The following is a 23,510-nucleotide window of genomic DNA, read 5'->3' as shown; positions in this document are numbered from 1 at the left end:
CCATCCGCTGTCTAAACAACAAGCTTCCGCATAGATCCATAGATGGATGAGCGGTATCATCCGGATTTCTGTCGGCTTTCCAAGGATCATCTGCTCCATCAGAAATGGTGTCTATGCAGCGAAAGGAAAGTCGATCACTACACTCTCATTTCTCCGTGATCAATTTGCGAGGTTTCAATTTGGATGGTCGTATGGAGGATTTTAAATTTTTCTTCAATCAAATGAATCGCCGCCTGCAAAATCTTTTGGCTGTCCTGACAGTCTTCAATCAGCATATGGCAGCTTAAAGAGTCCAGCCCGGATGTAATCGTCCAAATATGGAGATCATGGACATTGACCACTCCCTCAATGCTTTCAAGCGCTTTTTTCACCTCGTGCTGGTCAATCGTAATCGGCGTGCCCTCCATCAGAATATGAACCGTATGCTTAATCACTTCCCATGCCCCTTTCAAGATGAGAAGCGCAACAAGCACAGAAATAATTGGATCAGCTATATACCAGCCAAAAGCCCACATGACCAATCCAGCCATGATCGCTCCTACAGATCCTAGCGCATCGCCCAGCACGTGCAGGTAGGCGCTGCGCAAATTCACATTATGCTTCACATCCCCTTTCCGCATTAACGCCCAAGCACTTAATAAATTCGCTATCAAACCGATCAAAGCAATCAGCATCATAGAACCGCTGGAAACCGTCGGCGGATGATAAAAACGCCCAATGGCTTCCCAAATAATAAATCCAGCGATAATAAACAACGTAACGCCATTAAACAAAGCCGCTAAAATTTCAAACCGGTAAAAACCATACGTTTTATTGGGGGATGCAGGCCTGGCGGCAAACCAGATCGCAATAAGGCTAAGAAGCAGCGAACTGGCATCGCTCAGCATATGACCGGAATCGGACAAAAGGGCGAGACTGTTCGTCCATAATCCTCCTAAAAACTCGAGAATCATAATGCCAGCCGTAATGGAAAGAGCCACAATCAGCCCTTTTTTATTTCCTTCCCTTCCTAAATCATGATGGTGGTGTCCGTGATGATGGCCATGATGATGACCATGATGGTGATGATCATGATGATGGTGATGCATTGTTACACGCCTCCTCATTAATGGTGCTCTGAATGGTCGATCGCCTGTTTTAATAGCGAAATAACGTGTTCGTCATCGCAAGAATAAAATAACGTTTTTCCTTCGCGCCGGTATTTCACGAGCCGCAAGTTTCGGAGCAGGCTCAGCTGATGAGAGACGGCTGATTGAGATAATTCCAGCACTTCAGCCATATGATTAACAGAACATTCCTCTTGAGACAATAAGTAAAGGAGCTTCATTCGTGTCGGGTCTGCCAGCGCTTTAAAGATTAACGACACATGTTCTACCGTTTCATCTGCTAAAAAAGCATGATCTTTTTTATCCAATTTGTTAGAGCCTCCTTTTTACTACATATGAACATATGATCATATGTATTATATTCTGTCTTTATGATTTCGTCTATCCTTTTTTCATTCTTTTTCGTTTTCTCTTTTCCTTATTCAGCATCCTAAAGAAAAATTAAGAAACACCAAACGGATAAAAAACCAAGCGTAGAAAGCAGCAGACAATCGATCATCTTTGTTTCCTTTAAAGCGGTTCCCAACATTTCCTTTGCAGCCACTGTCAACATGATCCCCACCGCCATGGTTGTCATCACGGCGGACAGCCAGGAAATATCCGCGCCATAACGGCTTCCAAGCAGCGCTCCAATCCCGACCGGAATCGACACGGCGATCGCTCCAAGAACCACTCCCATCATCCCCATTCCCGCCATCAGCAACGGGGTAAAAACCGCCAATCCTTCGGGAATATTATGAAAAATCACGGCCAGCCCCAGCTGCTCAGCCAACGGGGAACGGGCATTGACTCCTAAGGCGATCCCTGTGGGAAAATTATGTATAGCAATGCTAAAAAGAAGATATACTCCCGAATGAATCCATGCATCATGGTTTTTCCTATTCGTCACGACAACCACTCGATGCCACATGCTTTCTAAGTGATGATAAAGCCCATAACCTGCGGCTAATCCAATCACAGTAAGCAGCCAACCTCCTGCCGCCATGCTTTTCGGCAAAATTTCCACTACCGCAAGTCCAAAAATCATACCGCTGGACAATGAAAAAATAATAGGTGTTCCTTTATGCCAGCCGCAAAACAACCAAGCAACCGCTCCTCCTATGAGCATTCCAAGTGCGGAAGCGGAAAATCCGAACCATCCCAATGAATCCATCCCCGATCTCTCCTTATTCCTTACCGCGAATCCTTTCTTTTTTCTCTTTACTACCATATGCGGCTGGACAAGAAAAAATCCGCCCATGTGAAGAAGCTTATCTTTCTTTGAATAAAGGCTGAGTCTGCCGCTTTTTCCGCTATGTGTCGCTTCACATCATGCTTTATATTCCTGTATGCGCCTCTTCCTCTTCATGTGCCTATCCCATGATCCAAAAATAAACGGCAGCTTGATCACCAGCTGCCGTGTCTTTTTCACTTGATTCATGGTCATTCAACCACTGTCTCCCGCTCTGTTCGTGCAGAAGATTTCACAAGTTTCTTGATTTCAATTAATCGAATATTGTGGCCCTCCATTTGTAAAACCTTAAACTCATGACCATCGAATGCCAACGTCTCCCCTTGCTGAATATCAAATTTCTCTGTTAGCATCCAGCCGCCAATCGTATCCACATCCGTGTCATCTATATGTGTTCCAAGCAAATCATTGACATCTTCAATCAACACTTTTCCTTCCACAATCATCGTATGTTCATTCACTTTGCGAATTCTCGGGACTTCATCGGCATCAAATTCATCTTGGATCTCCCCTACAATTTCCTCCAGTATATCTTCAACGGTAACAAGGCCCGCTGTCCCGCCATATTCATCAATGAGAATGGCCATATGAACCCGTTCACGCTGCATTTTAACGAGCAAATCATGAATCGGAATCGACTCAATTACCTGGATGATCGGACGAATATAGTCATCGATCTTCTTTTCCGCGGCTTGAGGATTGTGAATGCAATCGGTTAAAATTTCTTTAATGTTCACCATGCCGACAATATGGTCCTTGTCGCCGTCCATCACGGGATAGCGTGTATACTTTTCTTGCTTCATAATTTCAAAATGATCGATGATGGAATCGTTTATATCAAAAGCAACAATCTCTGTGCGGGGCACCATGATTTCTTTGGCAATGCGATTGTCGAACTCAAAAATGTTATTGACATACTTATATTCAGACGGATTAATCTCGCCGCTCTTATAGCTTTCTGATAAAATCAGCCGCAATTCCTCTTCAGAATGAGCTACCTCATGCTCAGCCACAGGCTTTAAGCCAAATAACCCTGTAACCATCCGCGCGGATCCGTTTAGCGCCCAAATAAACGGGTACATCACTTTGTAGAAAAAAATTAACGGTTTGGAGCATAGCAGCGTAATCGTCTCGGCTTTTTGGATCGCCAGCGTTTTAGGCGCTAACTCGCCAACCACAACGTGCAAAAATGTAATGGTGGAGAAGGCGATGACAAAAGAAAGGATAGAAGCTACCGATTCGTTTATATGCATCTCTTCAAACAAAGGATGAAGCAAATGCATGACGGTGGGTTCGCCCAGCCAGCCGAGACCTAACGCGGTAATGGTGATGCCAAGCTGGCAGGCCGACAAGTATTCATCCAAATTGCTGATAACGCGCTTTGCGGCGATCGCGCTCCTGTTTCCTTCCGCTACAAGCTGATCAATACGTGTGCTGCGCACTTTGACAATCGCAAACTCCGAGGCGACAAAGAATGCCGTTAAAGCAATTAAAACGGCAACCATCAATAAATTCACTATTTCCAATTAAACTCTCCAGCTGAAGGCAGCTAGAGAACCCACCTCCTGTCCATTGAATCCATAAGCTTTATTCCTCGTTATTTCCTTGAAAGAAAATCATGACAAACTTCATTAACTCTAAAACAGAGATCAAAGCAGCCGCTACATAAGTAAGCGCTGCAGCGTTTAATACTTTTTTCACGCCCCGCTCTTCCTGATGAACAATCATTCCTTGCGCAAGAAGCAATTGTTTGGCGCGGGAGCTTGCATTAAACTCTACCGGCAGCGTGATTAGCTGGAATGCTACAGCCGCGGAGAAGAGGATGATCCCAAATCCAATAAGCGATGTTTGATGAAGCAAAAATCCAAGCAATAAAAGAAAAGGAGCGATCCCGGACGAAAAATTCACAAGCGGAAACATGCGATGACGCCAAATTAACGCACCGTATGATTGCTGATGCTGAATAGCATGCCCGACTTCATGAGCGGCCACCGATAAAGCCGCAATCGAATGCCCATAATAAACAGGCTCAGATAATCGAACCGTTTTGGATAACGGATCGTAATGATCTGTCAACGCGCCAGCCACAGGCTCAACGGGAACATGATATAAGCCTTGAGAATCCAAAATTCTTCTTGCTACTTCAGCTCCTGTCAGTGAAGAGCCCGCAGGCACTTTCGCCCATTGGTTGAAGGTTCCTTTTACTTTAAATTGTGCCCAAAGTGACAATCCAAATGCTAAAAAGATAAAAATGTCCATCGGATGAAATAACATCATTTTCCCTCCTACTGCCATATGGTGTTTACATCTATTCAATCGGCCTGCCGTACCGCCTTCATAGGAAGTTTTGCTGCATGATGCTCTCGCTTTGACAAAGCTGGAGCCTCAGGGATACAACCCTTTTTTGTTGGTTAAATAAAAGGGTTCTCCCCAAGCAATATCGCTAATGCGTGCAACAACCCATATCCTTGCTGTGCTAACGGTTTGGTCATCAGCTTCATCTGCTGTTTATTGAGATGCTGCAGCAACGGTTTTAATTCCAACACTTCTTCTTGAATATGCTTCATCTGCTCCTGAAGATGCTCAATCTTATCGGCAATTTCCTCTACAGAAAACGATAAATTCTTCATCGTCTGTACGCGTTCTTTGATTTCTTCCAGCGTTAAATTTTGTTTCTTTAACACATGGATTAGCCGCAAATATTCGAGACTCTCTTCAGGATAATAACGATAATTCGATTCAGAACGAAGGGGTTCAAGCAAGCCAAGCTGTGTATAATAATCGATCGTCCGTTTCGATACACCTGCTAATTCCGCAAGTTCGCCAATTTTAAACAACTTCCCAATACATTCACCCCTTTCATTGATTTTCATTCTTTTAATTCATATTGTACCTATAAAAACCATACAGTCAAACGTTATGCTGTATAGTTTTTTTATATAAGACAACATAATTCGGCAACTTTTCTCTTCCAATCATCTACCTTCAACGTTCATGGCACCGAACAAACCGCTTTCTCGCTCTGCAAGCAGTTTTCCATCATCATGGGGAGTGCACAGGATTCTTCCAATCATGGATCTTTCAGTTGTATTTACACATATAAGTTCACTTTATGAATATATACGAATGGATGGCGGGGAAGGATTCATCTATTTTTATGCATAAGGAAAGCCGATTTCGCCCATCATGCATGGCGGGGAGCTAATCTAGAAAGTGCTTCTTGGAGATCGAGGAATAGACCTTTTGGCCGTCAAATTCTTAAAGGCGATTTACTTGATCCGCAGGCTTTGTTAAAATTAAAAAGAAAGCCGCTTTCCACTGCCATTCAGAAAGCGGCTTTCCAAGAGTTCACATATTATCATTTGATTAATTTCGAATGAGGTAATCAAATGCGCCCAAAGCGGCGGTCGCGCCTGATCCCATCGAAATAATGATCTGCTTATATGCGCTATCTGTGCAGTCGCCTGCCGCAAATACGCCAGGGATGTTCGTAGCCCCTCGCTTATCGACGATAATTTCGCCGAAGCGGTTGCGCTCAACAGTTCCCTCTAACCAATCGGTATTTGGCACAAGACCAATCTGCACGAATACGCCTTGTAGTTCAAGGTGATGCTCTTCACCTGTTTCGCGGTCAATGTAAGAAATGCCGTTTACTCGGTCTGTACCGGTAATTTCCTTTGTTTGGACGTTCTTAAGAACGGTGACATTAGGCAAACTGTAGAGGCGCTCTTGAAGAACGGCATCAGCTTTTAATTCCGGCATAAATTCAAAGACGGTGACATGCTTGACAATACCGGCAAGATCAATCGCTGCCTCTACGCCGGAATTGCCGCCTCCAATAACGGCCACATGCTTTCCTTCAAACAACGGACCGTCGCAATGAGGGCAGTAGGCCACTCCTTTGTTTTTGAACTCAGCCTCACCTGGCACCCCAAGATTGCGCCAGCGAGCGCCTGTTGCCAGAACCACTGTCTTGCTTTTTAAAACCGCGCCATTTTCAAGCTCGATTTCAATAAGATCTTTCTTTTCTAAGCGCTTCACTCGCTGCGAATCCATGATATCGATATCATACTGTTTGACATGCTCCTCAAGACTCGCTGCAAGCTTAGGGCCTTCTGTATATTTGACACTGATAAAATTCTCAATGCCCAACGTATCCAATATTTGTCCCCCAAAGCGTTCAGCTACAATACCCGTGCGAATGCCTTTTCGCGCTGCATAAATCGCTGCCGTTGCACCAGCTGGACCGCCACCGACAACAAGCACATCAAATGGTTCTTTTTCAGCGAAAGCGGAGGCATCCAAAGTGCTTCCTATCTTTGAAAGAATTTCTTCAAGCGACATCCGTCCGCTGCCAAAAAGCTCTCCATTTAAGAATACAGTCGGAACGGCCATAATCCCCTTGCTTTCTGCCTCATCCTTAAACGCTGCACCGTCAATCATCGTATGCGAAATGCCAGGATTCAGGATGCTCATTAAATTCAAGGCTTGTACAACGTCAGGGCAGTTATGGCATGTCAAGCTCACATAAGATTCAAAATGATAGGTGCCTTTTATGTTTTTAATTCGTTCAATTACTTTCTGATCGACTTTTGGAGGTCTTCCACTTGTCTGGAGTAGAGCCAACACCAATGAAGTAAACTCATGGCCCAATGGAACGCCGGCAAATGTGATCCCTGTGTCTTCGCCGATGCGATTCACACTAAAGCTTGGCGTTCTCTCTAGCTGTGTGTTCTCTACTTTGATTTTAGGAGACATGGTGGCCAATTCATCCACAAGAGCCAGCATATCGCGGGATACGCTATCGGATCCCGCGCTGACTTTAAGAAGTACGTCTCCTTCCATCAATTGCAGATATTGGGCCAGCTGTGCTTTTATTTCTGCATCCAATATCATGTTGATATCCCCTCTTAAATTTTACCTACAAGATCAAGGCTTGGTTTCAGTGTTTCTGATCCTTCTTGCCATTTAGCTGGACAAACTTCACCAGGATTATTGCGAACATATTGCGCAGCTTTAATTTTGTTAATCAATGTGCTTGCATCACGGCCGATACCGTCAGCATTAATCTCAACCGCTTGGATCACACCGTCTGGATCAATAATAAACGTACCGCGTTGAGCAAGACCTGCTTCTTCATCTAATACATCAAACATGCGAGATAGTTTTTGTGAAGGGTCGCCAATCATAATGTATTCGATTTTGTTAATGGTTTCAGATGTATCATGCCATGCTTTATGTGTGAAATGTGTATCTGTTGAAACAGAATATACTTCAACACCAAGCTCTTTTAAAGTTGCATAGTTATTTTGTAAGTCTTCAAGCTCTGTAGGGCATACGAATGTAAAGTCAGCTGGATAGAAGCAAACAACGCTCCATTTTCCTTTAAAGTTTTGCTCTGTCACATCGATAAACTCTCCATTATGGAACGCTTTTGCTTGGAATGATTGTACCTCTTTGCCGATTAAAGACATCTTCATCTACCTCCTAAAAATAGTGTTGGAATGATTCATAGCTTGTCACCCAAGCTATTTATGTAAATTATAATAATTATAATTCGATATTTATTATCATATAGTAGTATCTATTTGTCAATAGATATGTTTCAAATTTATTTTGATTTTATCCCTACATCAGACGATAGAAAGCGGCCATTCTCCTCCATGCTGCGCTCCGCCGCCGATCATCTTTTCTCATTTAGTGACCATTTAATCCATGATGAATGAGAATAAGCAACCGTTTCCTCTGAATGAGTCGCGATCGGCTCCCACATTGACGAAAAGACGCGCTTTTCAAACATTTCTGCGTATGGCTACTGATTTTAATAGGTTTGTAAGGAGAAGCCAAGCGTGTTTTGATCCATTGATAACAATCGCTAGATCTTTCCTGCACAAGTATATGTGACACTCCTTGCTTGAGGAGCCGGCTCACTTAACGATCACCGTATATGCCCAATCAAAAGCATACACTTTTATTTTGCCCTGATCATGATAAGAACATACAAGCAAAGAACGTTCAGCGAAGAAGGATTCGATCATCAAAGTGTTTTTTCAAATCAAACGGAAAGACAAAGCTGCTGAGCCAATGTGACATCATACAGAGATGGAAGCATCGGGAGATCATCGGCACCTGATCAGCGATCTGCCGTTTCATGCTGTGCGGTCTACTGAAAAACGGAATCCGGTTATAGCAAGAGACAAAACCGAATCTCTATAAAATTCTAAAATATTCCATATAAAAGCCATATCCGTCTTTATTTTACTCTTTTCCCTTTCTGAAGTAAACTCACCTGCCTAATCGCAAAGAATCGTTTCACTATCAACCAGTCCCCTCGTATTTCGTATCTTAAGTTCCCTCCCTATGACGTGGTGCTAGTATCTCCCTGGCAAATGAAGAAGTAGGAGACTTCATGATAGGTATGTTAAAACAATCTCAAATGATATTCAATGATCCTGTTTCATAAGTAAAAAAGGACTGATTCAATTGAACCATTCATACAGAAACCTTGCCATGCCATCCTCCCTTCATAAAAAATGCACAACTTGCTGAAAAGGCTATCCAGACAAGTTGTGCATGTTGATGCTGCTTTTTTAAATTTTAGATTTATGTAGCTGTAGTGATAAAATCGGTTTAAAATTCCCCAAAATAACAGATCATCGTTTCGAAGCAACATCTTGAGTGGAGAAACGGTGCTGAAGATAGGGGAGTTTTTTATGATTCGAGAGCTGTATCAGAAAGGTTGGACTCAAACAGCGATTGCCAAAGAAACAGGATTTGATCGGAAAACCATTCGTAAGTATCTAAAGGAGGACAAGCTTCCAGAACGTAAAGTCAGTGAGAAAAAAAGAAAAAGCAAACTCGATCCTTATAAAAGCTATCTTCTTCAACGAATACAAGAAGGTACGACAAATGGTGTGGTTCTCTTCGAAGAGATTCAAGCGATGGGATACACCGGCAGGATGATGATATGAAGAGATTTTGTTCGGCCGTATCATATTCTCGAATGAAATATGTGGGATTTACGACCAAGATGAATGTAGAAATAGGTACAAGAAAGTTTTAAATTTGTCTTAACAACTCCAGATAATAGTCAACAAATAGCGATTGTTAGCAATTATATTTTAATGGTTCTAATGATTATCGTGAAAGCAGTTTATGAAATTTTTTATAAGCAAAAACGAAGAAATAAACCAAGCACAAGAAGAAGCAAAAAAATTAAGGGCATTAAAATTAGTGGAAGGCGGATATCCAAACCTATATGTTTCCGCTAAAATTGCTGAACTTACAGGAGATAAGACTACTTATATTAAAAACAGGGCTTTTAACAAAGAGCATTATAAGCAAATGATTATTTTATTTTTGCGTCAGTATAAAGTGGCAAATAGAAAAGATATTGATGATTTGTTGCTAGATAAACTATCTGATGCTCTTGATGAGAAGCAGAAAAGAAAGTACATCGGCAATTTGCTTCAAGAAATGTCTAAAAAGGATAAAACCATTGTCAATCAAGGTTCTTCCCGCTATCCAAAATGGGTATTAACTAATTAGTTAAACTTAGTTTTAAATTAGTTATAGGTTTAGTTAATAAAATTAGTTATAAAAACCGCTGGAATATTGATTTTACGCGGCTTTTCCATTAACTAATTAGTTATAGGATTTAGTTAAAGACATCGGTTCAATTTAAACCGGTGTCTTTTAATATTTACTAAAGAGTTTAAAACATATTCTAGAATTTGGAGGTTTTTGTCTGAGTATGTTGTTTATTTGTAATGAAGTAATCACCTATAAAGAGGCTAAAGGTAAAATTTCTTTATTCAACTTAGCATTTGGATGAAACAAAAAGTGGATACGATGACGATGGTATGTCAACACTAAACTAAACAAATTTTTAAAGGTCCATTAACTTGTATTCTGCTAGTGTTAGATAGCACAGTGCCCCATGTATTCGAACATTATTAAACCCGTTCACATAGTCAAAAAGTTCAAGGTTAAGTTCTTGCGGGTTGGAAAAGACCCTACCACATGAATTTTGTTTTGGTGATCTTAAACATATCTTCCGCTACGTCATTGTCATATGAAGTTCCTTTTTCACTCAACGATCTCTCAATATCAAAGGCATCTATGTTAGTAACGATCAAGAATTTTGATGTTTGGCAATTACATCATTTATTGCCTATTCGTTTTACATGGAGCGGTGGGTATGATACAGAATCATGCCCGCAGAAGCTTCATGTCAAGCGACAATAGATATGAAATTTTATACATATAATTGAATGTTTTTATTTTTCATTTCATGAATTTTTTACTCATCAAAAATATTCGTGATGAAATAAACATCACAACAGCTGGTATTCCTAACGGTCAACCAAGGTTTATAGCTTTCAAACTCTCCTTGACCACGTCCCCTTCTTTGATATAGTTATCAAATTCATACAGAAACCTTGCCATGCCATCCTCCCTTCATAAAAAATGCACAACTTGCTGAAAGAACCATCCAGACAAGTTGTGCATGTTGATGCTGCTTTTTTAAATTTTAGATTTAGAAATTAATATAATTTAACGGGTTCACAGCATTGGATTTCGCTGCATTCCACGGACCGCGGTGCAATTCGAAATGAAGATGCGCTCCTTCTGACCAGCCTGTGTTCCCCATATACCCGATGATTTGGCCCTTTTTGACCGTTTGTCCTTCATGAGCCAAACGGGATTCTAAGTGAGCGTATACGGTCGTATACACTTGTCCATTAATGACATGCGTAATAAATACAACGTTTCCGTAGCTTTGTGAATAATAGGAACGAAATACATATCCGTCTGCTGCTGCCACAACAGGCACTTCAGCCGCGCGCTTGCCAATATCGACACCAGCATGGAACTCGCCGCCGCGCATTCCAAAACCGGACGTAACTGGGCCATTGGCCGGTCTCATAAACGCTCCGCTTGTCACAGCCGGCACCCCTGCGCTTCCTCCGCCCGAAACATAGGACGGGCCTGAAGAACTAGATGTTTGTGACGCCGTTGATTTTGCTTTTGCGGCTTGTTGCTGCTGTTGGATCAACAACTGCTGAAGCTGTGCTTTCATCGCTGCTTCTTGCTTTTTCAGCACCTCTTGTTCTTCCGCTAGCGCCAATTTTTTCTCATGAACATCTTGCTCTTGCTTCTCAAGCTGTGCCATCAATTGGTCTTTCTCCTTAATTTGTTGGCTCAGCTGTTGTTTGAGCTGCTGAAGTTTCTGCAAATCACTTTGCAGCGACGCAAGCTTAGTCGTCAACTCATTTTCTTTGCCTTCCTTCAGCTTTTTATCCGCTTCCTGCTCTGCGATAATTTGTTTGTCCGCTTCAAAGATGGTTGTTACCGCGCTAATGCGATCGATAAAATCGCCAAAGCTTTGCGCCCCTAGCAGCACATCAAGATAGCTGACCAATCCGCCGCTTTGCTGTAAAGAACGGACGCGTTCCTTTAACAGCTCATTCCGCTTTTCGATACGCTCCTTCACCTCTGCAATTTCCCGCTGCAAAACTTGAATATCTTGTTTCGTATCTTCAATCGTGGCAGATAGCTCGCGAATTTTTCCGCTTGTTTCTGATACGGTCATATCAAGCTTTTTGATTTCTGCCGCCAGCTTCTCCTGCTGGGATTGCAAGCGAGTAATATCCTGATCGGCTTGGCTCATCTGGTTTTGAATCGACGATTGCTTTGATTGAATGTTGTTAATTGCATTGCGCTTTTGTTGAATCTCCTGATTGCTTACCGCACCGACTAAGTACGGAGAAAAACTGGATGCGCCAATGACGGCCGCTGCTGCTAATGAAAGCACCTTTTGCTTCACGATTTCGTTCCCCTTTCTCCTCTATGATCTACTAAGCTTTTAAAAATCTGCGCACAGACATCATGCTTCCCCACACGCCAATACATCCGCCCAGAACGAGCAAAACGATGCTAATTTTCCACATAAACGGATGAAACGGAAGGAGCTGCAAAAACGGAACCGTTAATTTCGGATTGGCAAACTCATAAATGTTATAGTAAACAAGCGAAATCAACACGATCGGAATAATTGCTCCCATTACACCGAGCCATAGCCCTTCAAGGAAAAATGGCCAGCGAATAAATCCGTTCGTGGCTCCTACTAATCTCATAATCTCAATTTCACGGCGACGCGCAAAAATGGTAATTTTAATCGTATTGGAGATTAAAAACATCGCCGTAAAGAGCAAACCGATAATTAAGCCTAGGCCAATATTCCTTGCAATGCCAAGAGTTTTAAACAATTTCTCCACTTGACCTTGCCCGTACTTCACTTTATGTACAGACTTAAACGTTTCAATTTTCTTTGCTGCTTTCACCGTATCTTCCGGTTGTTTCGCCTTCACGACATAAACATCGCTCAGCGGGTTATCTTGTTCAAACAAACGGAACGACGAGCCCTCCTCACCAAAGCTCTTAATAAGATTTTTCAACTCCTGCTCTTTGGAGGAATACTCCACCTCTTTTACCTCTGGAACCGCCTCAATTTGCGCTTTTAACGCCTGCTTATCTTGCTCTGTCGCCGTCAAATCGATATAGACGCGAATCTCGACATCATTTTCAATCTTGCTGGCAAAATGGTTCATGTTAAACATGATGACAAGAAACACGCCAACAAGCAAAAGCGTAACCGTGACGGCACTAATGGAGGCAAACGTCATCCAGCCGTTGCGTCCGATGCTTTTAAAGCTTTCCCGCATGTGACGCCGAAGGGTATTAAACCTCATAGCCATACTCTCCCCTCGCCTCATCGCGGACAATTTTTCCACTTTCAATCGCAATGACACGCTTTTTAATCGTATTGACAATTTCACGGTTATGCGTAGCCATCACAATCGTCGTGCCACGATCATTAATCGTCTCGAAAATCTCCATAATTCCCCAAGAATTGTCAGGGTCCAAATTTCCTGTCGGCTCGTCCGCAATCACAATCTTTGGCGAATTGACAATCGAACGCGCAATGGACACGCGCTGCTGCTCGCCGCCAGAAAGCTCATCGGGATAAAACCGCGCTTTATGCTTTAAGCCGACCAAATCCAACACTTCCATTACTTTCTTTTTAATCAGTCTCGGCGATTCTTCAATTACTTCCAAAGCAAACGCTACATTCTCATATACCGTTAGCTTAGGGAGCAATTTAAAGTCCTGGAATACCACGCCAATATTCCGCCGCAAAATCGGCACTTTGTTGTCCTTCAAATGAGCAAGGTTGACGCCGTTAATCATAATCGAACCGCTTGTCGGCTTTTCCTCGCGGTACATCATTTTAATAAATGTCGACTTTCCAGCACCGCTCGGACCAACCACATAAACAAACTCCCCCTGCTTAATGCGTACATTAATTCCATTTAGCGCAACGACGCCGTTTGGATAGGTCTTATATACATCTTTCATTTCAATCATTTCAATCACCTTGTTTTTATAAAGTCATCATCCATGATGCCACTATTCGAGCGGTCTCGCGCCATTTATACAAAATTCCACAAAACCTATTATAACACGACCCTCTTCCTTTTTTGTTTACATTTATGTTTCAAAACCGTGACGTTTAAAACAAAAAACAATCCGGCAAGCTTGCCGGATTGCTTTTCTTTTTATTTTTCGGATGCGAGCCATTCAGCCACTTTGTCGGCATCGTCTCCTTGAATAATGCCACCAGGCATGCCGCCTCGACCTTTTTCGATAATTTGCTTAATTTCATCTTGAGAATATTTGCTCCCCACTTTTTGTAAATTAGGCCCCACTGCTCCTTCTAAGTTAGCGCCATGACAGCTTGCACAGTTTTGTTTAAAAATCTCCTCTGCGGCTGATGCGGTGGATCCTTGGTTCTTCGTATCTTTGTTATCTGTTGCTTCGTTTCCCCCGCCACAAGCAGCTAACATGAACGACATGCCCAGCAATAAGACGGTTAATTTCTTTTTCATTGACGAACTCCCCCTCTAACAAATTGCAGACAGCCTTATTATAACCGATTTTCCAGCCGCTTACGCACGTTTGAATCCTTCGCCAAGCACCTCGGTCGCGTCCATAATGACGACAAACGCTGATGGATCAATGGCTTTCACTAATTGTTTCAATTTCGTGAATTCTGTTTGTTCAACAACGCACATAAGAATAGGGCGCTCATGCTCTGTATATCCGCCGTACCCGGACATTTTCGTCACTCCGCGGTTAATTTTATGTAGAATAGCCGCCCGCACTTCCTCTTCTTTATTCGTGATAATCATCGCCATTTTTGAATAGCCAAAGCCGATTTGGACGATATCAATCGTTTTGCTTGTAACAAATAAACCAATCATTGCATATAACGCGCGTTCAATATCAAAGACAATGGCAGCTGTCAACACAATCAAGCCGTCGATCAGAATGACGCATGTACCGAGGGAAAGACCTGTAAATTTATGAATAATTTGCGCGGCTAAATCGGTTCCACCTGTCGACGCTTTGCCACGAAACACCAGTCCCAAACCGACACCGACCCCAATGCCCCCGAATAAAGAGCCAAGCAACGGATCGTGAGTAGCCGGTTCGACATCTTTCGTCAAATAGACAACGAACGGCAAAAAGACCGTTCCCACGAGCGTTTTCACGCCAAATTGCCGTCCTAAAAACACAACCCCGGCAATAAATAGCGGGATATTAAACGCCCATTGCACATAAGCAGGATGCCAGCCAAACGTCGCATGCAAAATGGTGCTAATGCCGCTGACACCTCCAGAAGCCACGCGATTTGGCAGCAAAAACAGATTAAACGCGATCGCAACGATCGCTGAACCGATAAGAATGTATACATATTCACCGATCATGGCAACAGCAGGATGCAATGGTTGACCGATTCGTTTTGCTTGTTTCATCATCTTCAAAACCCCCCATGAGAGTATAGCACGCCTATTTTCGTTCGTAAATGACAGCCCAATAACGCAATAAAGGATTAAAGAATGATTCAGATCACGGAAAATCTTCGCATCGCTTCCTTATAGTTTGCGCAATAAAAGCCAATCTATCGAAAATACGGCTTGAAGATGAAGCAATCGGCCGCAGAAAGAAAGATTCGCCATTTCTCCAGCTTGAAGATCAGTCATTCGCCGTTGTCAACCGTAAGCAACCGCGATCTGGTCCGCTATCCAAATCCAAGCGCAAAAAGGCTTGAAGAAGGATGGTCTCTCCTCTTCAAGCCTCGTTTTTATTTCAGCTTGGCACGCAAGTATGCGTCAATAAACGCATCAATTTCGCCGTCCATCACCGCTTGTACGTTTCCTACCTCTGTATTCGTACGGTGGTCTTTCACAAGCGAATAAGGATGGAACACATAAGAACGAATTTGACTGCCCCAGCCGATTTCTTTTTGCTCGCCGCGAATCTCCGCCAGCTCCGCCTGCTGCTCCTCTAATTTCTTTTGATATAGCTTCGCTTTGAGCATATTCATCGCTTTTTCGCGGTTTTTAATTTGCGAACGCTCGGATTGGCACGTCACTACAAGCCCTGTCGGAATGTGGGTGATGCGCACAGCCGAGTCGGTCGTATTGACATGCTGGCCGCCGGCGCCGCTTGAACGGTACGTGTCGACCTTAATGTCTTCCGAACGAATCTCAATTTCAATATCGTCGTTAAACTCCGGCATCACCTCGCAGGACACAAACGATGTGTGGCGGCGGCCCGAAGCGTCAAATGGGGAAATGCGCACTAAACGGTGCACGCCTTTTTCCGCCTTTAAATAGCCGTAAGCGTTATGTCCTTTAATTAACAGAGTGACGCTTTTAATTCCAGCTTCCTCGCCAGGTAAATAATCCAGCGTTTCTACTTTAAAACCTTTTTTCTCTGCCCATCTTGTATACATGCGAAGCAGCATGGAGCCCCAGTCTTGCGACTCCGTTCCGCCCGCGCCCGGATGAAGCTCCAAAATGGCATTGTTTTTATCATACGGCTCATTCAGCAACAGCTGCAGCTCAAATTCGCTAAAATCCTTTGTCAGCTTTTTCGCTTCGGCAACAAGCTCCTGCTGCAAATCTTCATCCGGCTCTTCTTTGACAAGCTCATAGGTCAGCTCTAAATTTTCAAACCGCTCTTCTAGTTGATGAAAGGCGCCGACGAGATCCTTCAGTGCATTCGCCTCGCTAATCACTGTCTGCGCTTCCTTTTGATCATCCCAGAAATTGGGCGCAGCCATTTGCTCCTCCAGTTCGCGAATGCGCGCCTCCTTCACATCAAGGTCAAAGAGACCCCCTAATATCCGCTAATCGCTTAGCCATTTTCTCCAAGTCTTGCTTTACTTCCACTAAATCAATCATCGCTGTTCACCTCATTACTAGTTTACTCCCTATATTTCCTATCTGTTACAGGGCAAAATCAAAGCGAGAGGCTGCCCCCCTCACTTTGATTTACGCGTTTTTCCCGCAGCAGTTTTTATATTTCTTGCCGCTGCCGCAAATGCACGGATCATTGCGGCCAATGTCCACCGCTTTGCGAACCGGCTTGCGCTTCACTTCCCCTTCATCTTCTTTTGGATGAACGGCTTCTCCCTTCGCCACTTCTTGGCGCTCAAGGTTGCTGTGGATTTCCGCTTTCATGATATATTTTGCCACTTCTTCTTCAATGGAAGCAATCATGGCGTCAAACATCGCATAGCCTTCCATTTGATATTCGCGAAGCGGATCGATTTGTCCATATGCCCGCAGATGAATGCCTTGTCGCAATTGCTCCATCGCATCAATATGATCCATCCACTTCATATCGACCGCGCGAAGCACGATCACGCGCTCAAATTCGCGCATTTGCTCCGGATCGATTTGCTGTTCTTTTTCATCATAGCGCGCTTTGACCTTTTGCCAAATCACTTCGATCATTTCTTCCGGTTCTTTGCCGCGCAAATCGCTGACGGCCACATCTCCCTCTGGAAGCAGGTTGGCATGGACGTAATCCAGAATGCCTTTCAAATCCCAATCTTCCGGAAGCTCTTCACTTGGCGCATGCGTCGTCACCACTCGTTCAATGACCGATTGGATCATCTTTTCAACAATGCTGCGCAGATTTTCGGAATCCAGCACCTCAAAGCGCTGGCGGTAAATAATTTCCCGCTGCTCGCGCAATACATCATCATATTGCAACAGCTGCTTCCGCGCGTCAAAGTTATTGCCCTCCACGCGTTTCTGCGCCGACTCAACCGCTCTTGTCACCATTTTGCTTTGAATCGGCTGGGAATCGTCCATGCCGAAGCGATCCATCATCGCCATTAAATTTTCCGAGCCGAAGCGGCGCATCAACTCGTCTTCCAATGACAAGTAAAATTGCGATACTCCAGGATCTCCTTGACGTCCTGAACGTCCGCGCAGCTGGTTATCAATCCGGCGGCTTTCGTGCCGTTCCGTACCGATGACCGCCAATCCGCCAAGATCGGTCACCCCTTCGCCAAGCTTAATGTCCGTTCCGCGCCCTGCCATGTTCGTGGCGATCGTCACCGCGCCTTTTTGTCCAGCTTGCGCAATAATCTCCGCCTCTTTTGCATGGTTTTTCGCGTTCAGCACATTATGCGGAATGCCTCGTTTCTTCAGCATGCTTGAAATCAGCTCAGAGGTCTCGATCGCAACCGTACCGACAAGCACCGGCTGCCCCTTCGCATGGCGCTCGGCAATATCCTCGACGACCGCGCGGAATTTGCCTTCCATCGTTTTATAAATTAAATCCGGGCGATCTTCGCGAATGACCGGTTTATTGGTTGGAATGACAACCACCTGCATATTGTAAATGTTGCGGAATTCTTCTTCCTCTGTCTTCGCTGTTCCTGTCATTCCCGCTAATTTTTCATACATGCGGAAATAGTTTTGGAACGTAATCGTCGCCAACGTCATCGATTCGTTTTGAATCTCCAGACCTTCCTTCGCTTCGATCGCTTGATGCAAGCCATCGCTATAACGCCGGCCTCTCATTAAACGACCTGTGAACGGATCAACGATGACGACCTTTCCTTCTTCCACGACATAATCGACATCGCGCTGCATCGTCACATGCGCTTTTAACGCCTGATTAATGTGATGGTTCAGCGTCACATGCTTTAAGTCAAATAAGTTATCGATGCCAAACGCGCGCTCCGCTTTCGTAATCCCTTCTTCTGTCAGCTGCACGCTTTTTGTTTTTTCATCATACGTGTAGTCCGTATCCCGCTTGAGCGTACGAACAAACGCGTTCGCCTGAATATACAGCTTCGTCGACTTTTGCGCGGTACCAGAGATAATAAGCGGCGTTCGCGCCTCATCGATTAAAATCGAGTCGACCTCGTCAATCACAGCAAAATGAAGCGGACGCTGCACCATATGCTCCTTGTAGAGCACCATGTTATCGCGCAAATAATCAAAGCCGAATTCATTGTTCGTTCCATACGTAATATCCGCTTGGTACGCGGCCTGCTTCTCCTCGCGTGACAAGCCTGTCAAATTCAAACCGACCGTTAAGCCTAAAAACTCATACAGACGGCCCATTTCCGTCGCGTCACGGCTGGCCAAATATTCGTTGACCGTCACGACATGAACGCCTTTTCCTGTCAACGCGTTCAAATAGACCGGCATCGTGGCCGTCAGCGTTTTCCCTTCCCCTGTTTTCATCTCGGCGATATTGCCTTCATGAAGCACAACACCGCCCATAATTTGCACTTTATATGGATAAAGCCCAAGGACGCGCTTCGCTCCCTCGCGCACAACCGCAAAAGCTTCGACCAACAAATCATCAAGCGACTCTCCTTGCTGGTAGCGCGCTTTAAACTGCTCCGTTTTTTGGCGCAGCTCTTCATCAGAAAGCTTGGCCATATCGGCACTGAGCGCATCCACCTGCTCTGCAATTTTTTCCAAGCGTTGAATCTGGCGTTTATTTGAATCAAACACCTTTTTTAATACTCCTAGCATATATAACGCCCCTTATTCAGATAGAATCACTAATTTACATGATATCATTTACAGGAATAGGTGACAACTCAAACGCGGGGATCGATGGAGAAGAGAGGAGGGAAAAAAGAAAAGCCAGCCTTCTAGCTGGAACCGCTCGTTACGTTTGCGATTGGATTTGTTCAATCGCTCCTTCGACATGCAACAGCCGTTTGTTGAGCGCATAGATTTCAAACCCTTTTTCCTCGATTTTCTTATGGATGTTTTTCAACAGCGCATACACATCGTCAGCGACTTGAGGTTCTTGGGGGAACACCGCTTCTTTTACCTTGCCTATCTTCCCTTCGACCTGCTCGAGCCGTTGTTTCACCTCAACCATGTCGCTTTCAAGGTGACCGAGGCGCTCTTTCACTTCTGCCATCTCACTCTCCAGATGGTCTAAACGAGCTTCCAGATTGGCGAAGCGTTCGTCGATTTGGACAAACCGCTCATCCATTTGCGCAAAACGCTTGTCCACTTGATCCAATCGCTGGCGAACTTCTTCTTGAAATTGTTCCGCATTCGTTTCCATCTTATCCAATTTAAGCAAAATTTGCTTTAACATCTCTTCCATCTTTTACTCACCTCCTTCCTCCTAATACATTATAACATCCCCCGCCTTCAAAAGGCAGGGGATGAAGATTAATTCGCTTCAATTAAACCGTATCTTCCGTCTTTGCGGCGGTAGACAATGTTGGTGCGGTTCGTCTCCGCGTTGGTAAAGACGAAAAAGCTATGGCCGAGCATATTCATTTGCAAAATCGCTTCCTCGCTGTCCATCGGCTTCAAGCTAAACCGTTTGGTGCGCACGAGCTCAAAATCCCATTCCTCTTCCTCTGCTGGTTCAGTTGCCACCGGAACATCGTTGCCGGCAAATACATGCTTCGCTTCTTTTTCGCGCCATTTTCGGTTCACTTTCGTCTTGTGCTTCCGAATCTGCCGCTCCAATTTGTCTGTCACCAAATCAAGCGCCGCATACATATCCTCATGCCGCTCCTCTGCGCGCAGCACCAGTTGCGGCATCGGGATCGTCACCTCTACTTTCGCTTGTTTATCGTTATATACTTTTAAGTTCACATTGACTATCACTTCTTCCGTTGCGTCAAAATAGCGTTCCAATTTGCCGAGCTTTTTCTCAGCGTAGTCTTTTAAGGCTTGCGTAACTTCCAGATTCTCACCGCGAATGTTGTACTTCATATGTGCAAAAGCCTCCTTTAATAAAGGGTTATGTGTATAGTTCTACAATCCCCTACAAAATCCTTCTTCAAACGTCGAATATTTTTTGAAAATTTTGTGAAAAATCAAATGGATATTATGGTAATATTTACTCTTATTCTCGCCCCTTTATGCCAGCCTTGTTTGAAATCAAGCGAACTCTGATTCCATGCAAATAAAAAACCGCCCTCCACTCAGCTAGAGAACGGTTTAGTACAGATGGATTCATCTTTTCTGCGGCCTGCTTGCCAAAAGGCATGCTGACATTACAGAACGGTGCTTCCGCACTGATCGCTTTCTCCACTGCTCCTTCGATGGTTTCACGTAGCAAAAGCATCAATTATTGCTCCACATATGGGCGCAAATGCGTCAGCATGCTGGCTTTCCACGCTTCAAACGCAGGAGCTAAGCGCGTCTCGACAAGCTGCTGCTTCACATTGGCATCCTGCAGCTTTCCATCCAGCTTCCATGCCTCGTCCTCAACAGCGGAAAACCGGCGGATCTCCGCCATGATGGCGGCATTCTCCGCAAAAAAGCGGGAGAGCAGCCGCTCGTTGACATCATGAATGCGGCCAAGCGCGGTAAAAAGATCGACTAGCACCGCGTCGCCTTGTGTGCGTTCGTAATGGTGAGAGAAATATCAAAATAATCCAATAAATGTAAATTTAGTTAAATTTTATTTTCTTTTATCGTAAAAACGTCCATCATATGTTTCAACATGAGAAAAGGGTCTATTATACACATTCTGCAAACGCTTCTGTCCATTCCATCTCTTTAAATCATTTTTTATTTGTTCGTATAAATGATGAATTTTTTTCTGAATATCTTGTTCCATTTGTAAAATTTCCATTATTTGTGGACGCTTTTTCAACTTCGCATCAGTTTGTCCCTTCAATCTAACAATGATTTCTTCTCTTTCGTTTAACAATTCCACTACTTTATCCACTTGCTGGTCACGATCACTATTTGGATTTTCAAGAACAGCCAGCAATTTTTTAGAGCATGACATAAGCTGTTCTACTAAATCCATTAGGCTTGATCTCCTTTAAATTGCTTTTGACGATTTAATCGAATAACTTCCTTCCATACATCACGGAATTCTGTCATAAATCCTTCTACTTCTTCCACAATGGCAATATTATTTGTAACGTTTGCTTCAACCAAGCGACGATTCATATATTCATACATGGCCATCATCTGATGAGCCACCTCATATTTCTGATCCAGTGTTACCATAAGCTCCTGAATAATTCTTTGCGCCTTTTGTAAATTGATATTTCTCTCCTGAATATTGTTCTCTTTGATTGCTTGTTTCCCTTTGTTTAAAAACTTCAAACAACCATTGTAAAGCATCAATGTTAATTCACCTGGCGAAGCAGTACTTACACTATTTTGCTGATATATCTGGTGGAGTTGTTGGTTAACCACGTACTAGCACCCTCTTTATTATTTAATTTCCTCCAAATTGTCCCATCAAAAACGCCGATTGTTGATTTGCTTTTTGCACAGCCTGCTCCATAGCAGTAAATTGCTTCCAATATCTAGCTTCAATATCTTCTAAACGCCGCTGAAAATCAGAAATTCGATTTTCAACATCCTTCAATTGTACACCTATTGAATATTGATTTTCAGTCAAAGTAGGTTTCCCAGCTTTTTTCTCAATATTTTGCGTCATTCCTTTTATAGAATCACGAAGACGCTGGACAATGCCTCGTGTATCGGAAACCACTTGACCACTTGCATCTTTTGTCACTTGACCACTTTGTGTCAATATTTTCACAACTTTATCTGGATCATTTTCTAATGCTGCTCTTAGTTTATCACGATCTATAACAAGTTGACCGCCATTTGTAATTTCATTTGTAGTTGTAATCCCCAATTCAGAAATCGTGTCAATCACATTCGTGCCAATACCATCAACCTTGCTATACAAATCACGTCTCATTTGCGATAATCCATTAGAAATAATCGAATCATTACGCAGTAATCCGCTCTTTGATTTTTCTTCCCATAACTCAATTTGTTTTTCGGTCATATCCTTTTTCTGTTCGTCTGTAAGCGGCGGATAATCCTGGTAACGCTTTTCACGGATTTTATCGTTTAGGGAACTAATCAGTTCATTATATTTATTTACAAAATCCTCTATCTTTGCGATCATTCCATCAACATCTGTTTGTGATGTAATAATAACCGGTGTCGTCGTCTCTGATTTCAATGTATATTGGATTCCATTGATGGTAAACGTGTTTGTTTGCCTTTCCATTTCTAATCCATTTAGAGTAAACTTAGCATTTTGACCGCCATTCGCTAGTGCCGTAACATCAGGGTTGCCATCTTGATCGTTGCCTGTACCAAATCCAAAAATAGTGGAGAAAATATCATCTCCAGTGGCTGATTTTACATAAACTTCCGCTTTATCGATAGTGGTCGTATCAACGGTTCCTGTTGTTCGAGTAGAGATGCCCAATTTTCCTGAGCCATCGTCAAAAATAGCATTAATATTTAACCCAGACTGATTTAGTTTTTTAGCTACATCTGCAAATGTATCAGTCGGCTTAAACGTGACCGCTTCTTCTCTATACGTTCCATCAGCTTGGAGGGCAGCAATCGTAATCGTAGTATCAGCAGTTAGACCTTTTTCCCCTAGAGTTGTATTAGATTTCGCACCTGCAACTGCTTGGGACACACCTGAAGCAGCTTTAGCAAGTCTAGAGACGCTTATCGTATTCGTTGCATCATAGGCTGAACCTGACGCTTTTACAGCTACCGCCTGTTCATTAGAAGATGTGGTACTTTTTTGATAAACGCTACTTACCAAACCAAAGTTATTAAATAAATACGTATCGAAGTCAGCTAACTTTTTATTCACATCACGATAGGCATCACGTTGCCATTCGAAGGTTTGTTTTTGCTGATATAATTTATCAAGGGGGATTCTTTCCGCTTTCATTAAATCTCCTACAAGCTGATCAATATCCATGCCGCTGGCTAATCCGCCAATTCTCATGGTTGACATTTCTA

The 23,510-nt window shown here is 43.4% G+C and carries 23 protein-coding genes and 2 pseudogenes; 2 read left to right on the top strand and 23 right to left on the bottom strand.

All coding sequences use genetic code 11. The annotated features are described in order from the left end of the window. Positions 1-137: 137 nt before the first annotated feature. The 8 genes from AT864_RS13375 to ahpC form a co-directional block, all read right to left on the bottom strand. Positions 138-1,088: a cation diffusion facilitator family transporter gene (locus tag AT864_RS13375; RefSeq protein WP_066149634.1), complete on the bottom strand. Its 951-nt coding sequence runs from the start codon at positions 1,086-1,088 to the stop codon at positions 138-140. 17 nt (positions 1,089-1,105) lie between these two features. Continuing rightward, a complete protein-coding gene (locus AT864_RS13370) occupies positions 1,106-1,414 on the bottom strand; it encodes a metalloregulator ArsR/SmtB family transcription factor (RefSeq protein ID WP_066149632.1) in 309 nt (102 codons plus the stop codon). Positions 1,415-1,536: 122 nt separating this feature from the next. Further along, the gene (locus tag AT864_RS13365; protein WP_066149630.1) at positions 1,537-2,259 is read right to left on the bottom strand and encodes a ZIP family metal transporter; all 723 of its coding nucleotides are present in this window, start codon (positions 2,257-2,259) and stop codon (positions 1,537-1,539) included. Positions 2,260-2,528: 269 nt separating this feature from the next. Beyond that, the gene (locus AT864_RS13360) at positions 2,529-3,863 is read right to left on the bottom strand and encodes a hemolysin family protein (protein WP_066149628.1); all 1,335 of its coding nucleotides are present in this window, start codon (positions 3,861-3,863) and stop codon (positions 2,529-2,531) included. Between the two features lie 61 nt (positions 3,864-3,924). Then, positions 3,925-4,611 (bottom strand): zinc metallopeptidase, encoded by a 687-nt coding sequence (locus tag AT864_RS13355; protein ID WP_066149625.1) that lies wholly within the window; start codon positions 4,609-4,611, stop codon positions 3,925-3,927. 137 nt (positions 4,612-4,748) lie between these two features. Continuing rightward, on the bottom strand, positions 4,749-5,174 hold the full coding sequence (locus tag AT864_RS13350) for a MerR family transcriptional regulator (RefSeq protein WP_231734658.1): 426 nt from the start codon (positions 5,172-5,174) through the stop codon (positions 4,749-4,751). 529 nt (positions 5,175-5,703) lie between these two features. Continuing rightward, positions 5,704-7,233: an alkyl hydroperoxide reductase subunit F gene (gene ahpF, locus AT864_RS13345; RefSeq protein WP_044746259.1), complete on the bottom strand. Its 1,530-nt coding sequence runs from the start codon at positions 7,231-7,233 to the stop codon at positions 5,704-5,706. A gap of 14 nt (positions 7,234-7,247) precedes the next feature. Then, the gene (gene ahpC / locus AT864_RS13340) at positions 7,248-7,811 is read right to left on the bottom strand and encodes an alkyl hydroperoxide reductase subunit C (RefSeq protein ID WP_066149616.1); all 564 of its coding nucleotides are present in this window, start codon (positions 7,809-7,811) and stop codon (positions 7,248-7,250) included. A gap of 1,215 nt (positions 7,812-9,026) precedes the next feature. Here ahpC and AT864_RS17705 point away from each other — a divergent pair. Both AT864_RS17705 and AT864_RS13330 read left to right on the top strand, forming a co-directional pair. Next, positions 9,027-9,305: pseudogene (locus AT864_RS17705) on the top strand (IS21 family transposase); the annotation flags it as partial. 187 nt (positions 9,306-9,492) lie between these two features. Then, entirely contained in the window at positions 9,493-9,885 is a 393-nt protein-coding gene (locus AT864_RS13330; protein WP_066149613.1) for a hypothetical protein, read from the top strand. Positions 9,886-10,225: 340 nt separating this feature from the next. Here AT864_RS13330 and AT864_RS17700 read toward each other — a convergent pair. From AT864_RS17700 to AT864_RS13260, 15 genes and pseudogenes are all read right to left on the bottom strand, one after another. After that, positions 10,226-10,451 (bottom strand): annotated as a pseudogene (locus AT864_RS17700) (IS3 family transposase); the annotation flags it as partial. A gap of 425 nt (positions 10,452-10,876) precedes the next feature. After that, positions 10,877-12,169, bottom strand: coding sequence for a murein hydrolase activator EnvC (locus tag AT864_RS13325; protein WP_066149610.1), 1,293 nt, complete (start codon positions 12,167-12,169; stop codon positions 10,877-10,879). Positions 12,170-12,197: 28 nt separating this feature from the next. After that, positions 12,198-13,091 carry a permease-like cell division protein FtsX gene (gene ftsX / locus AT864_RS13320; protein ID WP_066149608.1) on the bottom strand — a complete coding sequence of 298 codons (894 nt, stop codon included), beginning with the start codon at positions 13,089-13,091 and terminating at the stop codon, positions 12,198-12,200. Beyond that, positions 13,081-13,767 (bottom strand): cell division ATP-binding protein FtsE, encoded by a 687-nt coding sequence (gene ftsE, locus AT864_RS13315; RefSeq protein ID WP_066149605.1) that lies wholly within the window; start codon positions 13,765-13,767, stop codon positions 13,081-13,083. The genes ftsX and ftsE overlap by 11 nt, the downstream gene beginning before the upstream one ends. A gap of 191 nt (positions 13,768-13,958) precedes the next feature. Then, positions 13,959-14,288 (bottom strand): cytochrome c551, encoded by a 330-nt coding sequence (gene cccB, locus AT864_RS13310; RefSeq protein ID WP_066149602.1) that lies wholly within the window; start codon positions 14,286-14,288, stop codon positions 13,959-13,961. A 60-nt stretch (positions 14,289-14,348) separates the two neighbouring features. Next, on the bottom strand, positions 14,349-15,218 hold the full coding sequence (locus AT864_RS13305; protein WP_066149754.1) for a YitT family protein: 870 nt from the start codon (positions 15,216-15,218) through the stop codon (positions 14,349-14,351). A 329-nt stretch (positions 15,219-15,547) separates the two neighbouring features. After that, a protein-coding gene (gene prfB, locus AT864_RS13300) for a peptide chain release factor 2 (protein ID WP_369815562.1) occupies positions 15,548-16,652 on the bottom strand; the annotation gives its coding sequence in 2 pieces (ribosomal slippage) (positions 15,548-16,576 and positions 16,578-16,652; 1,104 coding nt in all). Positions 16,653-16,742: 90 nt separating this feature from the next. After that, complete coding sequence (gene secA / locus AT864_RS13295) at positions 16,743-19,256, bottom strand: preprotein translocase subunit SecA (RefSeq protein ID WP_044746265.1); 2,514 nt, start codon at positions 19,254-19,256, stop codon at positions 16,743-16,745. 139 nt (positions 19,257-19,395) lie between these two features. After that, positions 19,396-19,848: a hypothetical protein gene (locus tag AT864_RS13290; RefSeq protein ID WP_066149599.1), complete on the bottom strand. Its 453-nt coding sequence runs from the start codon at positions 19,846-19,848 to the stop codon at positions 19,396-19,398. A gap of 68 nt (positions 19,849-19,916) precedes the next feature. Continuing rightward, a complete protein-coding gene (hpf, locus tag AT864_RS13285) occupies positions 19,917-20,471 on the bottom strand; it encodes a ribosome hibernation-promoting factor, HPF/YfiA family (RefSeq protein WP_044746267.1) in 555 nt (184 codons plus the stop codon). A 133-nt stretch (positions 20,472-20,604) separates the two neighbouring features. Beyond that, positions 20,605-20,826: a hypothetical protein gene (locus AT864_RS13280; protein WP_066149597.1), complete on the bottom strand. Its 222-nt coding sequence runs from the start codon at positions 20,824-20,826 to the stop codon at positions 20,605-20,607. Positions 20,827-20,829: 3 nt separating this feature from the next. Continuing rightward, on the bottom strand, positions 20,830-21,090 hold the full coding sequence (locus AT864_RS13275; RefSeq protein WP_066149594.1) for a hypothetical protein: 261 nt from the start codon (positions 21,088-21,090) through the stop codon (positions 20,830-20,832). Positions 21,091-21,165: 75 nt separating this feature from the next. Beyond that, positions 21,166-21,519 carry a flagellar protein gene (locus AT864_RS13270; RefSeq protein WP_066149591.1) on the bottom strand — a complete coding sequence of 118 codons (354 nt, stop codon included), beginning with the start codon at positions 21,517-21,519 and terminating at the stop codon, positions 21,166-21,168. Then, positions 21,519-21,917, bottom strand: a complete 399-nt coding sequence (gene fliS, locus AT864_RS13265) for a flagellar export chaperone FliS (protein ID WP_044746270.1) — start codon at positions 21,915-21,917, stop codon at positions 21,519-21,521. Before fliS ends, AT864_RS13270 begins: the two co-directional genes overlap by 1 nt. 22 nt (positions 21,918-21,939) lie before the next feature. Continuing rightward, entirely contained in the window at positions 21,940-23,505 is a 1,566-nt protein-coding gene (locus AT864_RS13260; RefSeq protein WP_066149588.1) for a flagellar hook-associated protein 2, read from the bottom strand. Positions 23,506-23,510 lie beyond the last annotated feature (5 nt).

This window comes from Anoxybacillus sp. P3H1B (assembly GCF_001560855.1).
In the GTDB taxonomy this organism is placed as follows: domain Bacteria; phylum Bacillota; class Bacilli; order Bacillales; family Anoxybacillaceae; genus Anoxybacteroides; species Anoxybacteroides rupiense.
Note: the sequence above shows the minus strand (reverse complement) of the source record. Positions and strands in the feature narration are given on the sequence as shown.

Bases quoted from the DNA above. Each gene is read 5' to 3' on its own strand.
- AT864_RS13375 (WP_066149634.1), bottom strand. From the start codon at position 1,088: ATGCATCACCATCATCATGATCATCACCATCATGGTCATCATCATGGC.
- AT864_RS13365 (WP_066149630.1), bottom strand. From the start codon at position 2,259: ATGGATTCATTGGGATGGTTCGGATTTTCCGCTTCCGCACTTGGAATG.
- AT864_RS13355 (WP_066149625.1), bottom strand. From the start codon at position 4,611: ATGTTATTTCATCCGATGGACATTTTTATCTTTTTAGCATTTGGATTG.
- ahpF (WP_044746259.1), bottom strand. From the start codon at position 7,233: ATGATATTGGATGCAGAAATAAAAGCACAGCTGGCCCAATATCTGCAA.
- ahpC (WP_066149616.1), bottom strand. From the start codon at position 7,811: ATGTCTTTAATCGGCAAAGAGGTACAATCATTCCAAGCAAAAGCGTTC.
- AT864_RS13330 (WP_066149613.1), top strand. From the start codon at position 9,493: ATGAAATTTTTTATAAGCAAAAACGAAGAAATAAACCAAGCACAAGAA.
- ftsX (WP_066149608.1), bottom strand. From the start codon at position 13,091: ATGAGGTTTAATACCCTTCGGCGTCACATGCGGGAAAGCTTTAAAAGC.
- ftsE (WP_066149605.1), bottom strand. From the start codon at position 13,767: ATGATTGAAATGAAAGATGTATATAAGACCTATCCAAACGGCGTCGTT.
- cccB (WP_066149602.1), bottom strand. From the start codon at position 14,288: ATGAAAAAGAAATTAACCGTCTTATTGCTGGGCATGTCGTTCATGTTA.
- AT864_RS13305 (WP_066149754.1), bottom strand. From the start codon at position 15,218: ATGAAACAAGCAAAACGAATCGGTCAACCATTGCATCCTGCTGTTGCC.
- secA (WP_044746265.1), bottom strand. From the start codon at position 19,256: ATGCTAGGAGTATTAAAAAAGGTGTTTGATTCAAATAAACGCCAGATT.
- AT864_RS13290 (WP_066149599.1), bottom strand. From the start codon at position 19,848: ATGGAAGAGATGTTAAAGCAAATTTTGCTTAAATTGGATAAGATGGAA.
- hpf (WP_044746267.1), bottom strand. From the start codon at position 20,471: ATGAAGTACAACATTCGCGGTGAGAATCTGGAAGTTACGCAAGCCTTA.
- AT864_RS13280 (WP_066149597.1), bottom strand. From the start codon at position 20,826: ATGCTTTTGCTACGTGAAACCATCGAAGGAGCAGTGGAGAAAGCGATC.
- AT864_RS13270 (WP_066149591.1), bottom strand. From the start codon at position 21,519: ATGGATTTAGTAGAACAGCTTATGTCATGCTCTAAAAAATTGCTGGCT.
- AT864_RS13260 (WP_066149588.1), bottom strand. From the start codon at position 23,505: ATGTCAACCATGAGAATTGGCGGATTAGCCAGCGGCATGGATATTGAT.